The sequence below is a fragment of the Deltaproteobacteria bacterium genome (assembly GCA_009929795.1).
Taxonomy (GTDB): Bacteria; Desulfobacterota; Desulfovibrionia; order Desulfovibrionales; family Desulfomicrobiaceae; genus RZZR01.
In genome coordinates, this window is sequence record RZZR01000045.1 from 1 (window position 1) to 19,753 (window position 19,753).

The window sequence follows — 19,753 nt, forward strand, 5'->3', positions numbered from 1 at the left end:
TCGAAATCCCCGCCGCGATCGAGGATTTTGGGCTCCTCGGAGTTGGCGAACAGAAAGAATTCAAGTTCCGGGCCGACATAGAATGTGTAGCCTTTTTCGGCGGCCTTGGCCAAATTCTTGCGCAGGGCGTAGCGGCTGTCACCCTCGTAGGGAGTTCCGTCTGGATTCTTGATGTCGCAGAACATGCGGGCCACCGGCCGCTCCATGGGCCTCCAGGATACGAGTTGGAAGGTGGTCGGATCCGGAAAGGCGACCATGTCACTCTCGTGGATCCGGCAGAAGCCCTGGATGGATGAGCCGTCAAAGCCCATGCCTTCCTCAAAGGCGTTTTCCAGCTCGCTGGGAGTGATCTGAAAGCTCTTCAGGGTTCCCAGAATGTCCACGAACCAAAACTGGACGAAGCTGATATTGTTGTCGTGGACGGCCTTGAGGACGTCGTCGGCGTTTTTGCAGTTAAAAATGATCGATTCCATTCGTGTACCTCCATGCGGTTGTGTCGGGGATCGGCCGTGACCGGTTGATGTGCAATGTGCTGGAGATACATTGATCAAGGAGCGGTCCAGAATCAATTTATCTTTTTATTTCATATTGATGATTGATCGGTTGCTTTATGGTGGGGTCGAATTGGAGATTTTGATTTGCAGATTTGCAAAACACAGGATGCCCTGCCCTGGGTAAAATTATCAAATTTGTTAATCAAGATTGAAGGCTTGGTCCGCCTGGGGCTCCGCATCGGCCATGTCCAAGAGGTATTGGCCGTAGCTGTTTTTGTTCAATGCCCGGGCCAGGCTCACGAGTCCGGTTTGATCTATATAGCCCAGGTGGTAGGCGATCTCCTCGATGCAGCCGATCTTGAAGCCCTGACGTTCCTGGATGGCCTGGATGAAGTTGCTGGCCTGCTGGAGCGACTCGTGTGTTCCGGCGTCGAGCCACGCGAAGCCCCGGCCCAAAAGGCGGACGCTGAGGCGGCCCTGGCTGAGATAGGCCAAGTTGACGTCAGTGATCTCCAGCTCGCCGCGGGGTGAGGGTTTCAGACTGCGGGCGATGGATACCACGCTGTTGTCATAAAAATAGATTCCGGGTACGGCGTACTTCGATTTCGGGTGCTCAGGCTTTTCCTCAATGCTCAGGACCCGACCCTGGGCATTGAACTCGACCACGCCGTAGCGACGGGGGTCCCGGACCGGGTAGCCGAAGACCACTCCGCCCCCATCGGGCAGGGCTGCCGAGGAACGGAGCATGGCCGAGAGTCCAGGACCGTGAATGATGTTGTCGCCCAGGACCAGGCAGACCGAATCCGATCCGATGAAATCCTCTCCGAGGAGGAAGGCCTGGGCAAGACCTTCGGGCCGGGCCTGTTCCATATAGCTGAAGGACAGCCCCAGCGTTTTCCCGTCACCGAGAAGGGTCCGGAATCGCGGCAAGTCCTCGGGTGTGGAGATGATCAGGATGTCCCGGATGCCGGCCAGCATGAGCACGGACAGGGGATAGTAGATCATGGGTTTGTCGTAGACAGGAAGGAGCTGCTTGCTGACGCAGAGGGTCAGAGGATACAGTCTCGTACCGGAGCCTCCGGCCAGGATGATTCCCTTCATGGCAATCCTTGTCCGATGTGGTTGATGTTCAAGGCCTTTACGTGACTTTGGCTATCCATCTTCGAACTGGTTGTAAAGGAGTGTTGTATGGTGCGGACCGAGGTCCTCCAATGACCCGAGTCTGGGATGTCGCAGTCGTGGGCGGGGGCCCGGCCGGACTCATGGCCTCCGGTACGGCGGCAGGGCAGGGGGCGTCCACCATCCTTCTGGAGCGAAACGACCGCGTCGGTCGGAAGCTGGCCATCACCGGCAAGGGTCGCGGAAACCTGACCAATGATTGTCCCCTTGTGGAGTTCCTGTCCCGATTCGGAGAAAAGGGATCCTACCTCCGTCAGGTCATCGGATCGTTTTTTGTTTCGGAACTTCGAGAATTTTTTGATAGTCTCGGCGTACCGACCAAGGTCGAACGTGGTGGCCGGGTTTTTCCGGTTTCTGACCGGGCCAGGGATGTCGTCGATGCGCTTCGGGCCTGGGCGGTCCGCTCCGGGGTTCTTATTCGTGGTCAGTCGCGGGTCGCGGCTCTGTGTTTCGGAGATGGTCAGAGGTTCGACCTAACCATTTCCGGAGAGCGTTCCGTATCGGCTGCGACGGTCGTTTTGACCACGGGAGGGATGAGCTACCCGGCCACAGGGTCGACGGGTGACGGGTTGGTTCTGGCCCGGGCGCTCGGGCACAACATTGTCCCGGTCCGTCCCGCCCTCGTGCCCCTGGTCACGGCTGGGGACGCGGCCGGCCGACTTCAGGGCCTGAGTCTCAAGAACGTTTCCGCCACGGTCATCGTGGAAGGAAAAGGCATAGCCCGGGAGTTTGGAGAACTCATCTTTACCCATTTCGGACTCTCTGGCCCCATCATCCTGACCCTCAGCAGGCTTGTGTCCGAGAAACTCAACATGTCCCGGTCCGTTGAGATCTCTCTGGATCTCAAGCCGGCCCTCGATCGAGATATTCTGGATCGTCGGCTTCAGCGAGAATTGACTGAGCATGGCCGGATGCAGGTCAAAGGGATTCTCGGCCATTTGCTGCCAAAAAAACTCGTGCCTGTTTGCGGCGAGTGCGTGGGCCTTGATCTTTTCAAGAACGGACATCAAGTCAGGGCCGACGAGCGTCGGTCTTTGCTGAACTGGCTGAAGGACTTCCGTTTTTCCATCGTTGCCACCCGGCCCCTGGCCGAGGCTATAGTCACCGCCGGGGGGATCGATACTAGGGAGGTTGATCCGAGAACCATGGAGTCCAGAATCCTGCCAAACCTGTATCTTGCCGGAGAGGTTTTGGACATCGATGCCGATACTGGAGGCTACAACCTTCATGCGGCCTTTGCCACCGGCCGCCTGGCTGGCCTTTACGCCGCCGGGCGTGTGCGTTCGAACAAGGGGTTAATATGACTCGATATTTATGTATTCACGGCCATTTTTACCAGCCTCCCAGACATGATCCCTGGCTGGAGGAGGTCCTGCCCGAGGGTAGTGCTGCTCCCTACCACAATTGGAACGAGCGGATCTGTCGGGAATGCTACGCCCCTCTCGGCCATGCCCGGCGGATGGAAGGCGGTGAAATATCGGCCATCTTGAATTGTTACGAATGGATGAGCTTCAATTTCGGGCCGACTCTCTTGTCGTGGATGGACCGCCATGCCCCTGATGTTTACGAGTGCATCCTTGCCGGAGACAGGGAGAGTTTGGCCAGGCTGGGACACGGCAACGCCATGGCCCAGTGCTATCATCATGTGATAATGCCCTTGGCCTCGGAGTGGGACAAGGCCCTTGAGGTGGAGTGGGCCGTCCAAGATTTCCAGTTCAGATATGATCGTGATCCGGAAGGCATGTGGCTCCCCGAGGCGGCTGTGGATACATCGAGCCTTGAATGTCTTGCCCGGGCAGGCATCCGCTATGTTGTCCTTGCTCCGAGGCAGGCCCGCCAAGTCGGCTCCCTGGACGGCGGGAAACTGGCTGATGTCGACGAGGGCAATCTCGATACCACCGTGCCGTATCTGGTCACGCTTCCCTCGGGCCGCACCATTTCCGTTTTCTTCTACCATGGGGCATTGTCCAGATCCGTTGCCTTCGAGCGGCTACTTGAAGATGGAGCCAGGTTCTGGGAGCGCCTCCAGGCCGGATATTGCGAGGGATTGAGGTCCATTGCCACAGATGGCGAATCCTATGGCCATCACTTCATGTTCGGGGAGATGGCCCTGGCTTTCGTCATCGAAAAGGCGGTCCAGGATCCGACTTTTCAATTGACCAATTATGCGGCGTTTCTGAATGACCATCCTCCGCGCTGCTCAGTCGTGCTTCACGAGCCTTCGTCTTGGAGCTGCATACACGGCATCGAGCGCTGGAGGTCAGACTGCGGCTGCGCCGACGGTGGTCACCCCGACTGGAATCAGCAGTGGAGAGGTCCGCTTCGCAGGGGTTTGAACGTCCTTAGGCATGGCGCGGGGCGACATTACCGCAAGGCCGGCGAATCCCTGTTCCTCGATCCTGAGTCGGCCCTTCGAAGTTTCGGCCGGGTTTTGTCCGGCGAGTGGGACTTCGACCAATTTTTCTCCGGCCAAGTCCGGCCGGATCTTGATCTCGATACTTTGGACAGGGCCGTCGATCTCCTGCAGATGGAGCGATGGGCCCTATCTATGTTCGCCAGCTGTGCCTGGTTTTTTGATGACATAGGCCGTATCGAGCCCGAAAAGGCCATGCTCGCCGCAAAGCGGGTTATCGAACTTATGAAGGCCACTGGAGGACCAGATCTGGAGTCCGACGTGCTCGAGCATTTTGTCCAGGCCCTATCCAACGATCCGGCCAAGGGTACAGCCCTCGATCTGTGGAGCGGGCCCGTGCGGCGAGCCACGGCGAATGACGAGGTTTTGGCCGTGCTTGCGGTCATGCTCGACATGGACGACACCGCCACAATCCGGGGCGTCATCGCCTGGCCAGGCCTGGGGGCGCGTGTCGAACGACGAGATGCGGCGAACGCTCGAATCAATGTCATCCTTCGTTCGCGATTCAAGACCGCGACACGGACGGTTGAGGTCGAGCCTCGTGGCCCTGGAATTCCTGATGAAGTCTTTCTGCCTGCCTCGGGCCGGCATATCCGATGGCGTGATCTGGAGGGTCGAAAACGCCTTTTGATCTGCTCCCGCCTGGCCAGGGCCGTTCAGAAACAGGCGTCTTCGTGCCTGATGGGGCGGACGCTCGATGTGTCGGCCATTTTTCCGTCCTACACTGAGGGACAAAGGACGCCAGTCGGAGACTATGGCCTGCTTGTACCCAACCTTGCCCTAACCTGGGCCCTCGGCGGAGATGTTGAAGTCGAGCGTGACTTTTTGGCTTATGTCGGCGAGGGGCTCCGTCGAGAGCCGATCCTCTTGGCAATGTTTGTTGAAGAGGTCATCAAGAGGGCCGGTCAGTTTCTGGATGACGGTGATTTCGACGGTTTGGCCGGTTTTTTGACGAGAGTGAATCGGATCGGAGTTTCTGTCGACTGGTGGTCACTTCAGAACAGGGTCTGGCGTCTGGGCGCACATAATTTGATTCATGTCGGCCATGCCCTGGGGTTTCAGGTTCCGTCAGCGAGTCACCCATGAGACGGATATGGAAACTGTTTCTGATTGCTGCGGCGGGGTGTGTCCTGCTCTTGATTAACTGCCCGGCCATGGCTTCAGCGAACTATGCCCAGGCCATCAACGACTCGGTGGGAATCATTTTGGCCAATGTCAGGGACTCGATCGGTCTTGCCGGCAAACGCGTCGCCGTGGCCCAATTTACCAGCCTTGACAGTTCCAGTGAATGCATGCCTTTGAGCGATTTGATTGAGGATCAGGTCGTCTCGGCCATGAATCTGTTCCGGAGGTCTCTGTTCGTCTCCCCACCTTCGGGAAATTTCGGGTCCGAGCCCTTCACGATTCTTCGGGTTCCCGGCCAGGACGATGACGATATTTTGTTGGGCTGCGATTTGTTGATCACCGGGACATGGGAGAAGGTCACCGGCGGGTTCTTCCTGACCACACGCTGCGTCGAATTTGGTGAATATGGTGACTATATCCTGTGTTCGGTTGTCCGTCATGTCCCGCTCGACGGGCTAATTCCCGCCCAGAAGAAGTGCCTGTCCGGCCCTGAGGCTCTATTCCCTTTTCAGCAGGGACTAATCCAAGATCTTCAGTCGGAGTTGTTTTCCGTGGAGAGACGCCTGGAGGCGTTGAGGCGCGAAAGCGATGCACGAGATCGAAAGATACGGCTGACGGGAATGATGAACGAGCGGTCTAGAATTCTTCACGTACTCAAGCAGGCTGCGACCTCCGGACCGTTACCTCATGCCGCGGGAGAACCCTCTAATATGGCCTGGCTGCACATCAACACCGTGCCTGCCGGACTTGACATTTCCATCAACGACCGTTTTGTCGGGCAAGCACCATTGGATGAGTATCCTGTCGAGGCCGATGTTGAGACTCGGATTACGGTGCAAGGCGATCCGCGGTATTTCGATCCCGGGAAGCACAGGGTTCGACTCCCACGGAATTCGAGACGGTCCGTGACCATTACGGCTCCCCGCAGCACTGGCACGGTTCAATTTCTCGGCCAGATTCCCTTAGAGACGGTCATTGTCGGAACCGAAAGGCTGGAATCCTTTCGCCCGGATCGCCCGGTATCTTCCATTCCTGCCGGTTGGCATGAGCTAATTCTCTGGTCATCGGAACGTTCTGTCTCCTATGGCCTCGATCTCTGGGCCCACGACATCCTGACCTTGGATTATGGGAATCTGACCAAGTCTTCACAATCAACAGGTGATCTTTTTCTCGAACGACAACGTCTTCTCGAGCTTCGCAAGCAGAACCGCGAACTGGAGGCCATGGTCAGAAAGCGACTTTCACAGGCGCGGAGACTCCGCGATTTCCGCATCGTCCATGCCGAGACCATCGATTTCTCTCTCGGTCCGGTATCGTCCTTGGCCGTTTCCTCCAGCGGTCGATATGTCGCTGTTGGTGGAAACGGCCGGATATGGCTTAAAGACAGGAAACATGACAGTTCCATGTTGTTACAGGCCATGGTTGGGCCGGTCCTGAGCTTGACTTTTTCTCCCGACGAGAGTCGGCTGGCTGCGGGTGGCCGGGATAACAGGATTTTCTTCTGGGATACTGCGTCGTGGAACGAACCAATCCGCCTTTCATTTTTTCCCAGAAATGAGTACGCCAACATCCTGAGTTTCAGTCCTGACGGAGCGATCCTTGCTGCCGGTGGTAGCGACGGTCTGATTCGCGTGCTCAATACAGATTCGGGCAAGTTCGAATCGGAAATTCTCGTCTATCCGTATTCAGAGTTCGTCAATTCCCTGGCGTTTTCACCAGACGGCAAATTTCTGGCTTCCCGCTTGAATGAAGGTTCAGTGAAAATTTTTCGGATCGAAACGGGATCGCTTTTGCATTCATTTTCAGATGATCGGGAGTACACTTTTCCTACTCCTTTCGTACCTGCCTTTTCTGGGGATTCCCGTAATCTGGCAACGACCCGCGGGAGAGATCGTGTCGCCATATGGAATATTGAGCAGGCGTCAATGAGCGGTGTACTCGGTTCATTGAAACAGGCGTATGGTGTGTCCTGGTTCCCCTATGAGTGGTGCTTGGCCGGATGGAATGCTGATGAAATGATTTTTTGGGACTCCGTAGCCATGCAGGAGTCCAGCAGGCTCAAGAACCTGAATGCGGCCTTTCTTGCCGTGCCCGATTCAGGTTACGGTTTTGCGGTCGTTGTTCGCGGAGCCCGTGAGGATGTTCTCAACTGGTGGGCCATGCCCTGATTCTCCGAGCTTCGAGAAAAAATTGTTGACGGGCGGATGAGAATCACCTAGAGAACAAAACCTCACGAACACAGGCCAATGTGCTCGTGTCGCAATCCCCGGTAGCTCAGTTGGCAGAGCAGGTGGCTGTTAACCACCCTGTCGGCAGTTCAAATCTGTCCCGGGGAGCCATAACGACACTTCCCTTTGGGAAATTATTGAAAACGAAGAGGCTTCAAGGTATCCTTGAAGCCTCTTCGTTCATTTTTTTCTAGGTATTGTTTCTGGACTGCGTATTCCTGGTTCAGTCCGCGTAGCTCAGCTTGATTTTTTTTGGGATTTCTTTACTCAACTGATCGGCCAAGGATCGGATGGTTTTTTGAACCGCATCCATGAAGAAAACCTGGTCTGGTTCGCTTTGGCCGGCAATGATCTCTTTGGTCACGGCCTCAGCTTCTTGGACTGTCACCAGAAGATCGGTGTTCGGCCCCGATGTGGGTCTGATTCCAGCGGCCGCATAGGACGCATAGGACACCTGGCGATTGATGTCACTTTGGCCATGGGTCGTTTCTGATGTTTTTTGGAGAACGGCGTTTATGTTGTAGTCGCAGGCCGGTTCGACCACGGTCAGTGACCCCGGGATGTTCAGGTAGGTCTTCATGGTGGCCAGTGTCGAGTCGTTCAGGGCCAAGGCCGAGGGTATGACGTTTATCTTTTTTGTTGCGACAATGTAGTCGTGGAAAATTTGACGAAGATTGTCCTCATACCCGGCGAATCTGGAGGCTTCGTCCTTGACCTTGAAGGCGTTGACCCGAAAGGCCTCGACACTGTTCGATATCCTTTTGGCGTTGATGTAGCTTGTGACCCTCGTCCCGGCTTTCAATCCGGCCGTCTCTTCAGGTCCGGCGAAGAGCGCCTCGGCCCGACACGATTTTGCCTGGATATCGCTGATGGAGAGTTCAAGTCCTGACCCGGACGGGAGTTCGGCGGTGATGACGTTGTTGATACGAAGGCCGTGTTCGAAGCCCAGGTCGATGTTATACGTGTCTTTTGACACCTTGGTGATTTTCCCCTGCAGCATTTCTGGATTGTACTCTTCAAACGTCTTCTTGAGCAGACTGTCAATGGTTTCCTGTAAATCTTCCTGGAAATATTTTTCCTTTTGTCTGTGGTCCATGGCCGAACTCAGTTTGACAACTTTGGCTCCAGTGATGAAGCGGTTATAGTAGATCTGGATACCGTTTGAATCGGCCTGTTCGGATATTTTAAAAAATATTAGGGACGCGCCGACATTGAACGTGTTGAAGGATACGTCCCCCAACTTCTTGCTGATGGTCATCTTTTCCTCGCTCACGTCGGCTCTGGAGATGACCACCGCCATGTTAATCACATTTTCGAGGAAGGTCTTGTCCCAGTTGGCTTCGTGGAGTTTCCACTTGGAGGACACTGATTTCTGCAGCTGTCGTTTGATGTGACCGTTCAGGTCCGGAATCCGTTTTTTGGCCATGGAAGTGAAGGCCGGATCACAGTGGATGGCCTCCGGGAAAAAGAGGATGCCGTGATTGAAGATCGTGTATCGAGGTTCGTCGGCACTGACTCCGAGGGGAGTGCTCAGAAAAACCAGTAGGAACATGATGAGGGCATTTTTTTTCATTTTTGCCTCCGTTTACAGATCGCCGGCATCGATCTTGGCCGGGGCTTGTTTTTTGACGGCTTTGTCGATTTCAGCCTGTGAAGGTTGGGGAATGTTGTGGTCCTTTGAATAGTCTTGCAGATTTTGGTTGATAGATTTTATCTGCTTGAGCTGGTCCGGAACGTTGGTCAGAACCAGTCTGGATAAGTTCAAATACCGTCTAAGCCTCAAGGCCTCCATGGCGTTCTGCTCAATGGCCTTGGGGACGACCTGAATGAGTGTGTGCGCGTGGTTTATGGCCTTGACGTCGTAGACGATGGCGATACCCGTGTGCAGAATTCCTCTACCGACGAATTCCTTAGCCTTTTCACGGTTGAATTTTTTCTCCGCGGTTATGGCGTTTGCCTTGGTCGTGGCCAGATTGACCTCGTCCATGATCTCCTTGAGTCGATCAGGGTCGTTGACGATTTCCGGTTCGTCCTGCAATCGTTTCTGAATTAAGGCCATGCGTTGGGCGTCCTTTTCCAATCCGGCGGCTTTGAAAGTGAATTCGACGGAATAGACGAGGTTGCGCAATCCGGCTAGAAGGCTTCCTTCAAGTTGTGAAATTTCGGCCTCGATGATTTGGTTCTTCGGAGCGAATATCTCCAAGACCTTGAGAGTTTCATCCAGGGTCTTGTCCATTTCTCCCTTGGCGCAGCCCATCAGCCCGAAGAAAGTGGGAATCAGCAGCAGAGCGAGTAGACCCCGAACATTTCTTGCGAACCAAGCCCAGGGCGATGTTTTGATTATCTTTTCAGATTTCATTCTCAGTTCCTCGTTTTCCAGGAGTCGATGATCTGCTCAAAAGACTGATTGGCCAGGACCACGGCACTCTTCTTGGTGGCCACCTGCCTGGCCTCGCTGGAGGTCGCGCCCGAAGCGTAGATGATGTCGGAAATGATGGACAGGATTTTTCCCGAGGCCGATTCGTAGATTTTCAGCTCTTCGAGATTCAGCATGGATCGCTGGTTGCCCAGATTATCCTTCCCCAGATCTTCGTATCGGTATTTTCCCTTCACAAAATAGTCGGCCTTGAGAAATTGGGCCAGTGTGACTGCCTTGTTGTCTGGGATGTCCTCGCCGCCGCTTTCGGTCAAAATTGCCATGATCCGTCGCTCTTCCTGTTCGTTGGGGAGAAGCGTGTTCCATTCTTCTTCAATTTCTTTTTTTCTGGACAGGGCCTTTTCGAAATCCTGGATGGCCTTTTCCTTTGAAATGATTGTCAGACCCTTTTTGTTGAACTCCTGAGAGAAGGCGGCCCGGAGCTGATCGTTTTCAACCATGAACATGATGGTCGGTTGGGCACCCCCTTTCTTGCCAGCCTGGGTTGTGGCGGCATCCTTCATGACATCCTTGGCCAGCTTGGCCACCCGGGCCTGCTTGATCAGGAAGTCGGCCGTCAGCTGGAATCCCCCGACGAATTCATCTTCCTTGAGAGTTTTGACCCGTCTGTTGGCGACGAAGGAGTTCATTTCGGTCTTGACCTGATCGGCAACCCTCGCCTCAAGATTTTCGTCCACGTCGGCACCCTCGCCGATTTCTTTGTAGAGTACTTTCCAGATCGCGTTCAGGCACGCCGAGTAAAAGGCGTCTTGCTTGGTTTGGCCTGACCCGGACCCTTCGATCCAGACCTCCGATGCCCCGTTGGCCTGGCCCATGCACAACAGAATGATCACAACTCCAAAAAGAACTGCTTGAGACATTTTTTTTAACATGGTGCACCTCTCCGTGTTGGCCGGCGTGTCCACATTCTCATCCGGCGTTGCTCTTGGGTCATTGCCAATGTTCGATTTCCATGGTTGGCCCTTGGGCCGCCATTCTGATGATATCCGATCCAGTGGCCCAGGCCGTGCCGATTTGCCCGACAACATGCCCTGCGGCATAGTTGGCCAAGACACAGGATTTGAGAAGGTCCAGTCCCGAAGCAAGCCCGAGACCGATGACCGAAATGACCGTATCCCCGGCCCCGGTCACGTCGAAGACATTTTGGGCCAGCGTTGGCAGGTGGTAGATTTTGTCGTGACCAGAGAACAGGGTCATTCCATGGGCGCCCTGTGTGATGAGAAGATTGCGAAGTTTTTTGCTCTGTAATATCTCGCAGCCGGCTTTGATGATGTCTTCCCGATGTTTCAGTCTTCTTGCGACGGCCTCTCCGGCCTCCTTCTTGTTTGGGGTCATGAGGTATGCACCGCGATAGTGGGGCATATTTCTATCTTTCGGGTCTATGAGTGTCATGATTTCAGGTTTGGAGGAGAGCAGTCCAAGAAGCATATCGTCGACTACACCCTTACCGTAGTCCGAGACAATTGTGACGACTGCTCGGTCTATCACCGCTGAAAGAGATCTTGCCAGCTTCTTGTCCGTGGAGCTGTCCGCTACCTCGGCCGGTTCTCGATCGACTCTGACGATTTGCTGTCCTCCGGCCATGATCCGAGTCTTTGTCGTCGTTCGTCCGTGCCTGCTGGTTATCAGATGCGTGTCCGCGATCCCAGCTTCCTGGAGCAGCGTTCGAAATTGTCCTCCGGCCTGGTCGTCACCTATTGATCCGACAAGAAGAGGTTCTCCCCCAAGGGCCTTGACATTCATAGCTACGTTGGCCGCTCCGCCGAGTTTGACCGTTTCAGACTCGACCACTGCCACCGGCACCGGTGCCTCCGGAGATATCCGCTCGACCCGTCCCCAGAGGTAGCGGTCGAGCATGACATCCCCGACAATGGCTACGGCATGTCCGGCCAGCCCTTGTATGGCGTCTTGAAGATCTTTCATCGGCTTTGAGCCTGAATGAGTTCGAGGAGCTCATGCAACTCGTCCGGATTTTTGTACTTGAAGCTGATCGTCCCCTTGTCGGCCGTGCCCCGGAAGGATATTTTCGGACTTCTGGCTTCTGGAAAGCATGATTTTAGACGGGTTTTGATATCCTTGGCCAGGATTCGATCGTGGGTGGAGAGAGACGCTTCGTCGTGATTTTTTGATTCGGACCAGTTTTGGACTAATCGTTCTGCGTCCCTGACATTGAGGTTCTTTTCAATGATGATGGACATAGCCCGTTCTTGATCGTCTGCGCCTGGAAGGCTGACGATGGCCCGGGCATGGCCGGCGCTGATCTGTCCCGAATCGACGGAATCCAAGATTTTTTTCGGCAGATTGAGCATTCGTAATGCGTTGGCTATGGCGGAGCGGCTGCGCCCTAGTTTTTGGGAGAGTTCCTCCTGTGTTAGCCCGAATTCATCGCGGAGCCGTTGCATGGCGCGAGCTTCTTCCACCGCCGTGAGATCTTCACGCTGGATATTTTCAATCAAGGCCAAGGTCATGGCCTCGGCATTGGAGATGGTTTTGATCAAGGCCGGAATACTTGCTTGCTCCGCCAATCTGCTGGCCCGCCATCGTCGTTCTCCGGCAATGATTTCATATTTTCCATCGTCAGAAGGCCGGACAAGAATCGGCTGCAAAACTCCGTTTGCCTTGATGGATTCTGCCAGTTGCCTTAGCCCTTCCTCATCCCATGTTTTTCGTGGCTGGGCCTGATTCGCGGTAATTTCGCCCAAGGGCAGGAGCTGGACTTCTTCCCCTGTCGACGATCCCTCACTCAGCAGTGCCCCAAGCCCTCTACCAAGGCCTTTTTTTTGCACTATGCACCCCTTGTCAGAAATTCTTTTGATCCTAGATGTTATCAGTGTTTTTGAATAAACCCCAGCAGGAGCAGATCATGCTAGCAGTCAGCCACCAGAAGATTTTGGATCAGGAAGGAGTTTTGGTCGGCGTTTTCATCCCCGCTACCATCTGGAATATGATTCGGATTCAGGTCGTACCGATTCTTGAAAAAGCTTCCCAACCGATCGAAAAACCGCACAATGAACCAATGCACGATTGGGATCAACTGTGCAAGTACTGGGATTTTCGATATCCCTTGTCAATGGCTGTGGAGTGTGGGCGATGTGGACAGAAGACTGACGATTGGCAGTCCGATGAACCCAGGAAATTTAGACTCAAGGCTGCAAACCTTGGTGGACTGGCATCCTTTGAATGTTGTCAGTGTCACGCCAGGATCAACAAGAAACACTTCAAGGATAAGGTGACGGTGGAAACTCAGTCTGATTGCGGATGCGAAATCAAATCCTGAGTGGGGAATTTTTTTTCGAGTCGTTACCGTCTTGTAATTTCCAGGACTCGGTTCATTACTTCTCGGGCCAAGTTTATATAGGCCTGTGTTCCTGTCGACCGCAGGTCGTACAGCAACGCAGGCTTGCCATGGCTCGGGGCTTCGGAGAGTCGGACGTTTCTAGGGATTTTGGAGGAGAATGTCAGAGATGAAAAATGCTTTCTGGCTTCTTTTTCGACTTGGAACGACAACCGGTTCCGCTTGTCGAACATGGTCAGGATAACGCCGAGGATCGAAAGGTTTGGATTGACTTTTTTTTGAACCTCCCCAACCGTGCCCATTAGCTGGGTCATTCCTTCCAGAGCATAGTATTCGCATTGGAGTGGGATAAGAACGAAGTTCGCGGCGCAGAGAGCGTTGACCGTCAAGAGTCCAAGTGACGGAGGAGTATCAATGAGTATAAAATCAAATTCCTGGGTCAAGGAAGCAATCCGTTCCTTGAGGATGAATTCACGAGCCACGCTACCGGCCATGGCCAGGTCCATTCCGACCAAGTCGGGCGATGAGGGAATTATCGAGAGATAGTTAAGTTCGGTGCTGTGGACGCAGACCCGGCAAGGGGCATTGTTGAAAATGATTTCGTACAATGTTCTATGCCGGGTTTTTGCTGTCAGACCCAAGCCGCTGGTGGCATTCCCTTGGGGGTCGCTGTCGACGATCAGAACCTTTTTTTCCATCACCGCTAAGGATGCCCCAAGGTTGATGCAGGTGGTGGTTTTTCCCACCCCTCCTTTCTGATTCGATATGGAGATGACGGTGCTCACGGTGTACCTGCTTCGAGGCTGTGTTTCACGTGAAACAAGTTGATGCTCAGTTCAGGAAAAGTAAGCCTTATACCAGTCGACAAATGATCGAATTCCATCACGGACTGTTGTCTTGGGCCGAAAGCCGATGAGATCGAAGAGTTCCGTGGAATCAGCATGCGTTTCAGCCACATCGCCGGGCTGCATGGGGAGAAAATTACAATTAGCCTTGGCACCGAGGCATTCCTCAAGAGCGGAGACGAACTCCATCAGGCCGACGGTCCGACCATTGCCAATATTCAAAATACGATAGGGAGACGGGCTGGTCGCAGGGTTGGGGCGCCGGCCATCCCAGTCTGGATTCGAAACGGGTGGGAGGTGGACTAGGCGGCGGACGCATTCCACGGAATCATCAATATATGTGAAATCACGTTTCATGTGCCCCTGATTGTAAACATCGATTGGTTTGCCCTCAAGCATGGCTGAAGTGAATCGGAAAAGGGCCATGTCCGGTCTACCCCAAGGCCCGTACACGGTGAAGAATCTAAGCCCTGTGCACGGCATGTCGTAAAGGTATGAGTAGGAATGGGCCATGAGCTCATTGGACTTTTTGGTGGCGGCATAAAGGGATATCGGATGGTCGACGTTTTGCCGGACGCTAAATGGCATATCAGTGTTCAGGCCATAGACAGAGCTAGACGAGGCGAAAACAAGGTGTCTGACATGGTGCTGACGACAGCATTCAAGGACATTGGCAAAACCGACGAGATTGGCGTCAACATACGCCTTTGGGTTGGCCAAGCTGTAGCGGACTCCAGCTTGGGCGGCAAGATGGACGACGTGGGTTGGAGCGAATCGATTGAAGATGCTTGTCAGGGCCCGTTCGTCGGCGACTGAAGACTCGGTAAAGTCGAACAGGGCGTTTGGCTCAAGGATCGCAAGCCGGTCTCGTTTAAGCTGGACCGAGTAATAAGGATCAAGATTGTCGACCCCGACGACCGGATACCCGTCCAGAACAAGCGATCGACAGAGATGGAATCCAATGAAACCGGCGGCACCTGTGACCAGAAAGCGGATATCCATATTGGGCATGTCGGATCTCTCAGAGCCAGTGTCTTGAATTGATGTCATGGGGTGCATGGGTACACCGCAACTGGCCGGAGGGCAAGGTAGTCAGCACAACGAAAAACGGAACCCGTGGCCTAAAGAGTTCAGAAGAGATAGGACAAAACCGCGATGATCACCAAGGAGGGTAAGAGGTTGGCGATATCGATTTGGCGGATGTTCAGAATGTTGATGCCGATACCGAGGATGAGAATGCCTCCGGTGGACGTCAACTGGGCAGTCATGGAGTCGGTAAAGAAGGCCTGTGAGCTAGAGGCGAAAATGGTGATGGCCGCCTGATAGATGAAGACCGGTATGGCTGAAAGCAAAACACCGAAACCGTATGTGGCGGCGAAGACAATGGCCGAAAAGCCATCGAGGATGGCCTTGGTGTAGAGGATGTCCCTCTCTCCGGTCAGGCCCTCGGTAAGTGATCCGACAATGGCCATAGCCCCAATGCAATAAATGAGAGATGTTGTAATAAAACCCTGTGAAAATAATGGGTTAGACGACTTAAAGAAAGATTTAGCGCGATCTGCTAGCCGTTCAATGCCGCGATCTATACGAACGGCTTCACCGATGATCCCACCCAGAATCAGGCTCAGAGTGACCGGGAGAATGGATTCGGCCTTGAGAGACATTCCAATGCCGATGATCAGGACGCAGAGGCCAAGGGCCTGAAAGACAATGGATCGGATACGCTCGGGAAAATGTCGATTCAGGAGAATTCCGATCAGGCCGCCGGCGACGATGGCTCCGGCGTTCACAAGGGAGCCAATGGGGAGTTGCATGATGAGGTTCCGGAAGGATGAGGTTAAAGGCTGGCGAATTGTTCGATCTTGTTTTTGTAGGCCATGACGCCTCCGGCAAGGCCTGATGCCAATTTGCGCAGGTAGGCATCGCTCTGAAGCATGGCCCGTTCCTTGGCATTGGTCAGATAGCCGAGTTCAATCAATACCGCGGGCATCTTAGCGCCCATCAACACATAGAAAGGCGCCTGTCGAATCCCATGATCCTTGAGGCGATAGTCCTTAGCCATGGTTTTAAGAGCCGTACTGTGGACATGATGAGCCAGATCCTGGGATTCCTTGATCTTTGAGCTGAGCATCAGGTCGGTCAGGATGAATTGCAGATCACTGATCTTACGCTCCGAAACGGCATTTTCACGGGCTGCAACTCGGACAGCATCCTTGTTTTTGGCCAGATTGAGGAAATAGACCTCCAGGCCGGAAGCTGATGATGATGGATGGGCGTTGCAATGAATGGACAGAAAAAGATCGACGCCCTGGGCGTTGGCCAAAGCCGTACGCTCTTCCAGGGAGAGAAAGACATCTGTGGTCCGGGTATAGAGAATTTTTAGGCCCTTGTCCTCGAGCTGTTTCCCCAATATCTTGGCAAACCGCAGGTTGATGTCCTTCTCATAGATTTTGCCGTGGGTAGCTCCTGGATCTTTTCCTCCATGACCGGGATCGATCATGACGGTCTGGAGCTTGAGCCCAAGCTGCTCAACCAAGGTGCCAGCCATGGACTTACTTGATTCGTTGATCTCGATTCGGAGTTCCTGGCCTTTGGGAGTTGCGGGTTTGGCGGCGGTTCTGGACGGAGGCGAAGCCGCACTCGGGGGAGGAGTGTACACGTCGACAACGATGCGATACGGATCCTCAAGGTTGAAGACCTTGGCGTTTTTCAGACTTTCGATGTCCAAAACGACGCGGGTGACGTCTCCAGTCCTCTGGCCGACACGGATTTCACGGACCACGCTGTTCTTGATGGTCAGCTTAGAAGGGATGTCCGATGCGGTGCCGATGCACTCAAGGTCGATGAACAAACGAGACGGAGTTTTGAGCTTGGGATCGGGATTGAGAAGACGGTGCGTGTAGGTCGCACTGGAATCGAGATCGAGGACGACCCGGGTGTAGTCCGGACCGCTCCAATGACGGATGGAGGTCAGTTCCGGGGTCTGCCCGGAGCGTTTTCCAGGCGATGCCGATGGTGTCGAAGCCGGGCGGGGTTCGATTCTCAAGGGAGCAGGCGGGGTGGGGCTGACGGCTGCAAGTTCCTTGCCTTTGGCCGAATCCTTGGGGGTGTCCTGAACCGGTGACTTGACTAACCTGCGGTTCTTTTTATCCAATTTTGCCAGTTCTTTCTGGGCAGCCTCGAACATGTCCCCCTTGGGATAGGCGTGGATGATGTGGAGCAGATCGATGTAGGCCTGGGCATCATCGGAGAGCAGTTCCATTTCGGCCTTGGCCTTGCGAAAGAGGGCATCGTCGGCCCAGGAGTGGGAGGGAAATTTACTGACTACCCGCTGGTAGTAGTCCAATGCCAGATGCTTGTCCGTTTCGAGGCCGGAACGGCGCCCGAGTTCTTCGTGGACTCGGCCGAGATAGTAGAGTGCCTTGGGAGCGCTGGGACCATCGGGGGCTTCCTTGTAGACGTTCAGGAAGATATTGCGGATGGCAATCCAGGATGACCTGAATTGGCTGTCACGCGAGTTCTTGAGCAGGGCGTGGAATTCGTTCCAGCCCCTTTGAAAGTCCTTGTCCGGTGAGGCTTCAATCGGGGAGGCCATGACAAAGATCAGCACTGTGAAGACAAACCAAAATATGTTGAGACGGAGTATTTTTATGGGCATCATTCTAACTCAAGACCGAAAAAACGGCCGGGTCGGTGATGGGTCGAGGCTGTAAATGCGCAGCTCGATTTCAAGAAATGCATTTACCATGGCCTGGGCCACGATCCTCAGCCGTGTGCTTGGATTCGCCAGGGACATAATTCTAGCGTTTGCTTTGGGAGCCAGCCCTTTGGCTGATGCATTTTTCGTCGCCTTCCGCGTGCCGAATATCCTTCGCCGACTTTTTGCTGAAGGTTCCTTGACCATGGCCTTTGTGCCAGTCTTTTCTCGTATCTTGGAACGAAACGGGCCGCAAGCAGCATTTTCTCTAACTCGATCGGTTCAACTCTGGCTATTGATCATTCTCGTGGCAATGACGGTCCTAGTTCTGTACTGGGCAAACCCCGTTGCCTGGGCATTGGCCCCGGGGTTTGCCGCAGATGCGGATCTCATGGCCCAGACCGTGACCCTACTCAGGATATGTTTTCCATACATCATTTTTATTTCCAGCGTTGCCCTGTGCATGGGAACGCTGAACGGCCTGGGGCATTTCTTGGCTCCGGCCCTGTCTCCGTGCATTCTGAATCTGGCTCTCATCGCCGCGGCCCTGGCGGCCTTGGCTACGGGCGGAAATGTGGCCCTCTACCTGTCTTGGGGCGTACTGGCCGGAGGATTGGGACAATGGCTCCTGCAACAGCCCTGGCTCCAGAAGGCCGGGTTCAGATGGCTGGGGCCAGCCTCTCCCCTGGGTCCCGAGGTGGCCAAGGTAGGCCGAATGGTCCTGCCCACAGTGTTCGGGTCTGCTATCTATCAGATCAACATCGTGGCCACGACCATTCTGGCTTCCATGCTGGCCGAAGGCAGCATCTCCATTCTCTACTACGCAGATCGGATCGTGCAGCTGCCACTGGGGGTGTTCGGTGTTTCCCTGGCCACGGCGGCTCTTCCTGCCATATCGTCGCTCATTGCCCAGAACAGGGGCGCAGAGGCGGAAGGTGCCATTCGCGATACCTTTGCAATGCTCATGTTCGTTTCCCTCCCAGCAATGGCCGGGCTTATGGCCTTAGCCGGTCCTATCGTGTCCCTGCTATTCGGCCGTGGGGCCTTCGGCGCAGAAGATACGCGCCTGACGGCACTGGCCCTCCAGGCTTACGCCATAGGATTGCCGGCCTTTTGCGGGGTCAGGACATTGGTTTCGGCCTTTTATTCCTTTGAGGATACAAAAACCCCTGTCTTGGCGGGGACGGTCAGCGTGGCCTGTAACATCGTTCTCGGAATTGGTTTGATGCGGATTTGGGGGGTGATGGGACTGGCCTTGGCGACAACCCTGGCCTCGTGGGTGAACATGACCTGGCTGGGCTGGCGTTTGCGTCGTATGGCTAGATGGGATCAGGGTTTGATGGCAAGATTGGCGCCGATGATGGTCATTTCAGCCGCGATGGGCCTGTCGGCCTGGGCCACAACCGGGTCGGGTAAATGGTCGGTGGCCCTCGTACCCATCTGGGCGATACTCTACTTTGGGGCCTGTCTGGCCTGGAAAATTCCGGAAGGACGAGCTGTTGCCAAGCTTATGGTCAGGGGCCAAAAATGAAAAAGGCAGGTCACCCTGCCTTTTTCATTTTTGGTTAGCACAAAGCTTAGCAATCGGTGTGACACTTGCCGCAGGCCGTTGGGCCGGTAGGCTTCTTGTCCTTCTGCAGTCCCTTGTGGCAGCCAAGGCAGCTCTTATCAGAATTGGCCGCGTGGAAAGCGGCATAGAAGGAGTCGGCTCCGGTCTTGCTGTCCATGTTCTCATGGCAACCGGCACTGTTACAGGAGGCGTAGGTCTTGCCGTCGGCCGGTTGGTGGTGGCAGGCAGCACAATCGATGGCCGCATGCTTGTCGTGGGCGAACGGAACCTTTTTCTGCAGCTTTCCGGGCGTGCCGTCTTTCTTGACCGGAGCATAGCCTTCGGGCGCGGACATGCAGATCACTTCGGCCGGGGCGGCCTCGTCTCCGGCATGCAGGGCCGGCAGGGACAGAAAGCAGACCAAAATGCTTCCTGCCAAGATGGTTAGAGCAAATTTCCTCACTTCACATACCTCCTCATTGTTTGGGTTA

The 19,753-nt window shown here is 54.6% G+C and carries 17 protein-coding genes and 1 tRNA gene; 6 read left to right on the plus strand and 12 right to left on the minus strand.

What is annotated here, in order from left to right; translation table 11 throughout:
* The coding region (locus EOM25_06880) for a glutamine synthetase (GenBank protein NCC24908.1) at positions 1-473 on the minus strand (473 nt) is incomplete at its 3' end.
* A 219-nt stretch (positions 474-692) separates the two neighbouring features.
* Entirely contained in the window at positions 693-1,595 is a 903-nt protein-coding gene (gene rfbA, locus EOM25_06885) for a glucose-1-phosphate thymidylyltransferase (protein NCC24909.1), read from the minus strand.
* A gap of 110 nt (positions 1,596-1,705) precedes the next feature.
* Here rfbA and EOM25_06890 point away from each other — a divergent pair, with 110 nt between their 5' ends.
* From EOM25_06890 to EOM25_06905, 4 genes are all read left to right on the plus strand, one after another.
* Entirely contained in the window at positions 1,706-2,977 is a 1,272-nt protein-coding gene (locus EOM25_06890; protein NCC24910.1) for an NAD(P)/FAD-dependent oxidoreductase, read from the plus strand.
* Positions 2,974-5,172 (plus strand): DUF3536 domain-containing protein, encoded by a 2,199-nt coding sequence (locus EOM25_06895; protein NCC24911.1) that lies wholly within the window; start codon positions 2,974-2,976, stop codon positions 5,170-5,172. Before EOM25_06890 ends, EOM25_06895 begins: the two co-directional genes overlap by 4 nt.
* The gene (locus EOM25_06900) at positions 5,169-7,379 is read left to right on the plus strand and encodes a hypothetical protein (GenBank protein ID NCC24912.1); all 2,211 of its coding nucleotides are present in this window, start codon (positions 5,169-5,171) and stop codon (positions 7,377-7,379) included. Before EOM25_06895 ends, EOM25_06900 begins: the two co-directional genes overlap by 4 nt.
* A gap of 95 nt (positions 7,380-7,474) precedes the next feature.
* Positions 7,475-7,550: transfer RNA gene (locus EOM25_06905), tRNA-Asn, on the plus strand.
* Positions 7,551-7,662: 112 nt separating this feature from the next.
* Here EOM25_06905 and EOM25_06910 read toward each other — a convergent pair.
* From EOM25_06910 to EOM25_06930, 5 genes are all read right to left on the minus strand, one after another.
* Positions 7,663-9,012, minus strand: coding sequence for a hypothetical protein (locus tag EOM25_06910; protein ID NCC24913.1), 1,350 nt, complete (start codon positions 9,010-9,012; stop codon positions 7,663-7,665).
* Between the two features lie 12 nt (positions 9,013-9,024).
* A complete protein-coding gene (locus EOM25_06915) occupies positions 9,025-9,798 on the minus strand; it encodes a hypothetical protein (GenBank protein ID NCC24914.1) in 774 nt (257 codons plus the stop codon).
* 2 nt (positions 9,799-9,800) lie between these two features.
* On the minus strand, positions 9,801-10,709 hold the full coding sequence (locus EOM25_06920; protein ID NCC24915.1) for a hypothetical protein: 909 nt from the start codon (positions 10,707-10,709) through the stop codon (positions 9,801-9,803).
* A 97-nt stretch (positions 10,710-10,806) separates the two neighbouring features.
* On the minus strand, positions 10,807-11,799 hold the full coding sequence (locus EOM25_06925) for a D-glycero-beta-D-manno-heptose-7-phosphate kinase (GenBank protein NCC24916.1): 993 nt from the start codon (positions 11,797-11,799) through the stop codon (positions 10,807-10,809).
* The gene (locus EOM25_06930; GenBank protein ID NCC24917.1) at positions 11,796-12,707 is read right to left on the minus strand and encodes a ParB/RepB/Spo0J family partition protein; all 912 of its coding nucleotides are present in this window, start codon (positions 12,705-12,707) and stop codon (positions 11,796-11,798) included. Before EOM25_06930 ends, EOM25_06925 begins: the two co-directional genes overlap by 4 nt.
* Positions 12,708-12,739: 32 nt before the next feature.
* Between EOM25_06930 and EOM25_06935 the strand changes: the two genes are divergently transcribed.
* Positions 12,740-13,153 (plus strand): hypothetical protein, encoded by a 414-nt coding sequence (locus EOM25_06935; GenBank protein NCC24918.1) that lies wholly within the window; start codon positions 12,740-12,742, stop codon positions 13,151-13,153.
* A gap of 23 nt (positions 13,154-13,176) precedes the next feature.
* Here the strand turns inward: EOM25_06935 and EOM25_06940 are convergent, their stop codons facing one another.
* The 4 genes from EOM25_06940 to EOM25_06955 all read right to left on the minus strand — a co-directional run bounded on the left by EOM25_06940 (position 13,177) and on the right by EOM25_06955 (position 17,677).
* Entirely contained in the window at positions 13,177-13,956 is a 780-nt protein-coding gene (locus EOM25_06940) for a ParA family protein (GenBank protein ID NCC24919.1), read from the minus strand.
* Positions 13,957-14,007: 51 nt separating this feature from the next.
* On the minus strand, positions 14,008-15,012 hold the full coding sequence (locus EOM25_06945; GenBank protein NCC24920.1) for an NAD-dependent epimerase: 1,005 nt from the start codon (positions 15,010-15,012) through the stop codon (positions 14,008-14,010).
* A 134-nt stretch (positions 15,013-15,146) separates the two neighbouring features.
* Entirely contained in the window at positions 15,147-15,830 is a 684-nt protein-coding gene (locus EOM25_06950; protein ID NCC24921.1) for a DUF554 domain-containing protein, read from the minus strand.
* 23 nt (positions 15,831-15,853) lie between these two features.
* Positions 15,854-17,677, minus strand: coding sequence for an N-acetylmuramoyl-L-alanine amidase (locus EOM25_06955; GenBank protein ID NCC24922.1), 1,824 nt, complete (start codon positions 17,675-17,677; stop codon positions 15,854-15,856).
* Positions 17,678-17,729: 52 nt separating this feature from the next.
* Between EOM25_06955 and murJ the strand changes: the two genes are divergently transcribed.
* Positions 17,730-19,244 (plus strand): murein biosynthesis integral membrane protein MurJ, encoded by a 1,515-nt coding sequence (gene murJ, locus EOM25_06960; GenBank protein ID NCC24923.1) that lies wholly within the window; start codon positions 17,730-17,732, stop codon positions 19,242-19,244.
* Positions 19,245-19,290: 46 nt separating this feature from the next.
* Here murJ and EOM25_06965 read toward each other — a convergent pair whose 3' ends face one another.
* Positions 19,291-19,617 (minus strand): cytochrome C, encoded by a 327-nt coding sequence (locus EOM25_06965; GenBank protein ID NCC24924.1) that lies wholly within the window; start codon positions 19,615-19,617, stop codon positions 19,291-19,293.
* Positions 19,618-19,753 lie beyond the last annotated feature (136 nt).

Bases quoted from the DNA above. Each gene is read 5' to 3' on its own strand.
- rfbA (NCC24909.1), bottom strand. From the start codon at position 1,595: ATGAAGGGAATCATCCTGGCCGGAGGCTCCGGTACGAGACTGTATCCT.
- EOM25_06890 (NCC24910.1), top strand. From the start codon at position 1,706: ATGACCCGAGTCTGGGATGTCGCAGTCGTGGGCGGGGGCCCGGCCGGA.
- EOM25_06895 (NCC24911.1), top strand. From the start codon at position 2,974: ATGACTCGATATTTATGTATTCACGGCCATTTTTACCAGCCTCCCAGA.
- EOM25_06900 (NCC24912.1), top strand. From the start codon at position 5,169: ATGAGACGGATATGGAAACTGTTTCTGATTGCTGCGGCGGGGTGTGTC.
- EOM25_06910 (NCC24913.1), bottom strand. From the start codon at position 9,012: ATGAAAAAAAATGCCCTCATCATGTTCCTACTGGTTTTTCTGAGCACT.
- EOM25_06915 (NCC24914.1), bottom strand. From the start codon at position 9,798: ATGAAATCTGAAAAGATAATCAAAACATCGCCCTGGGCTTGGTTCGCA.
- EOM25_06925 (NCC24916.1), bottom strand. From the start codon at position 11,799: ATGAAAGATCTTCAAGACGCCATACAAGGGCTGGCCGGACATGCCGTA.
- EOM25_06935 (NCC24918.1), top strand. From the start codon at position 12,740: ATGCTAGCAGTCAGCCACCAGAAGATTTTGGATCAGGAAGGAGTTTTG.
- EOM25_06950 (NCC24921.1), bottom strand. From the start codon at position 15,830: ATGCAACTCCCCATTGGCTCCCTTGTGAACGCCGGAGCCATCGTCGCC.
- EOM25_06955 (NCC24922.1), bottom strand. From the start codon at position 17,677: ATGATGCCCATAAAAATACTCCGTCTCAACATATTTTGGTTTGTCTTC.
- murJ (NCC24923.1), top strand. From the start codon at position 17,730: ATGCGCAGCTCGATTTCAAGAAATGCATTTACCATGGCCTGGGCCACG.
- EOM25_06965 (NCC24924.1), bottom strand. From the start codon at position 19,617: ATGTCCGCGCCCGAAGGCTATGCTCCGGTCAAGAAAGACGGCACGCCC.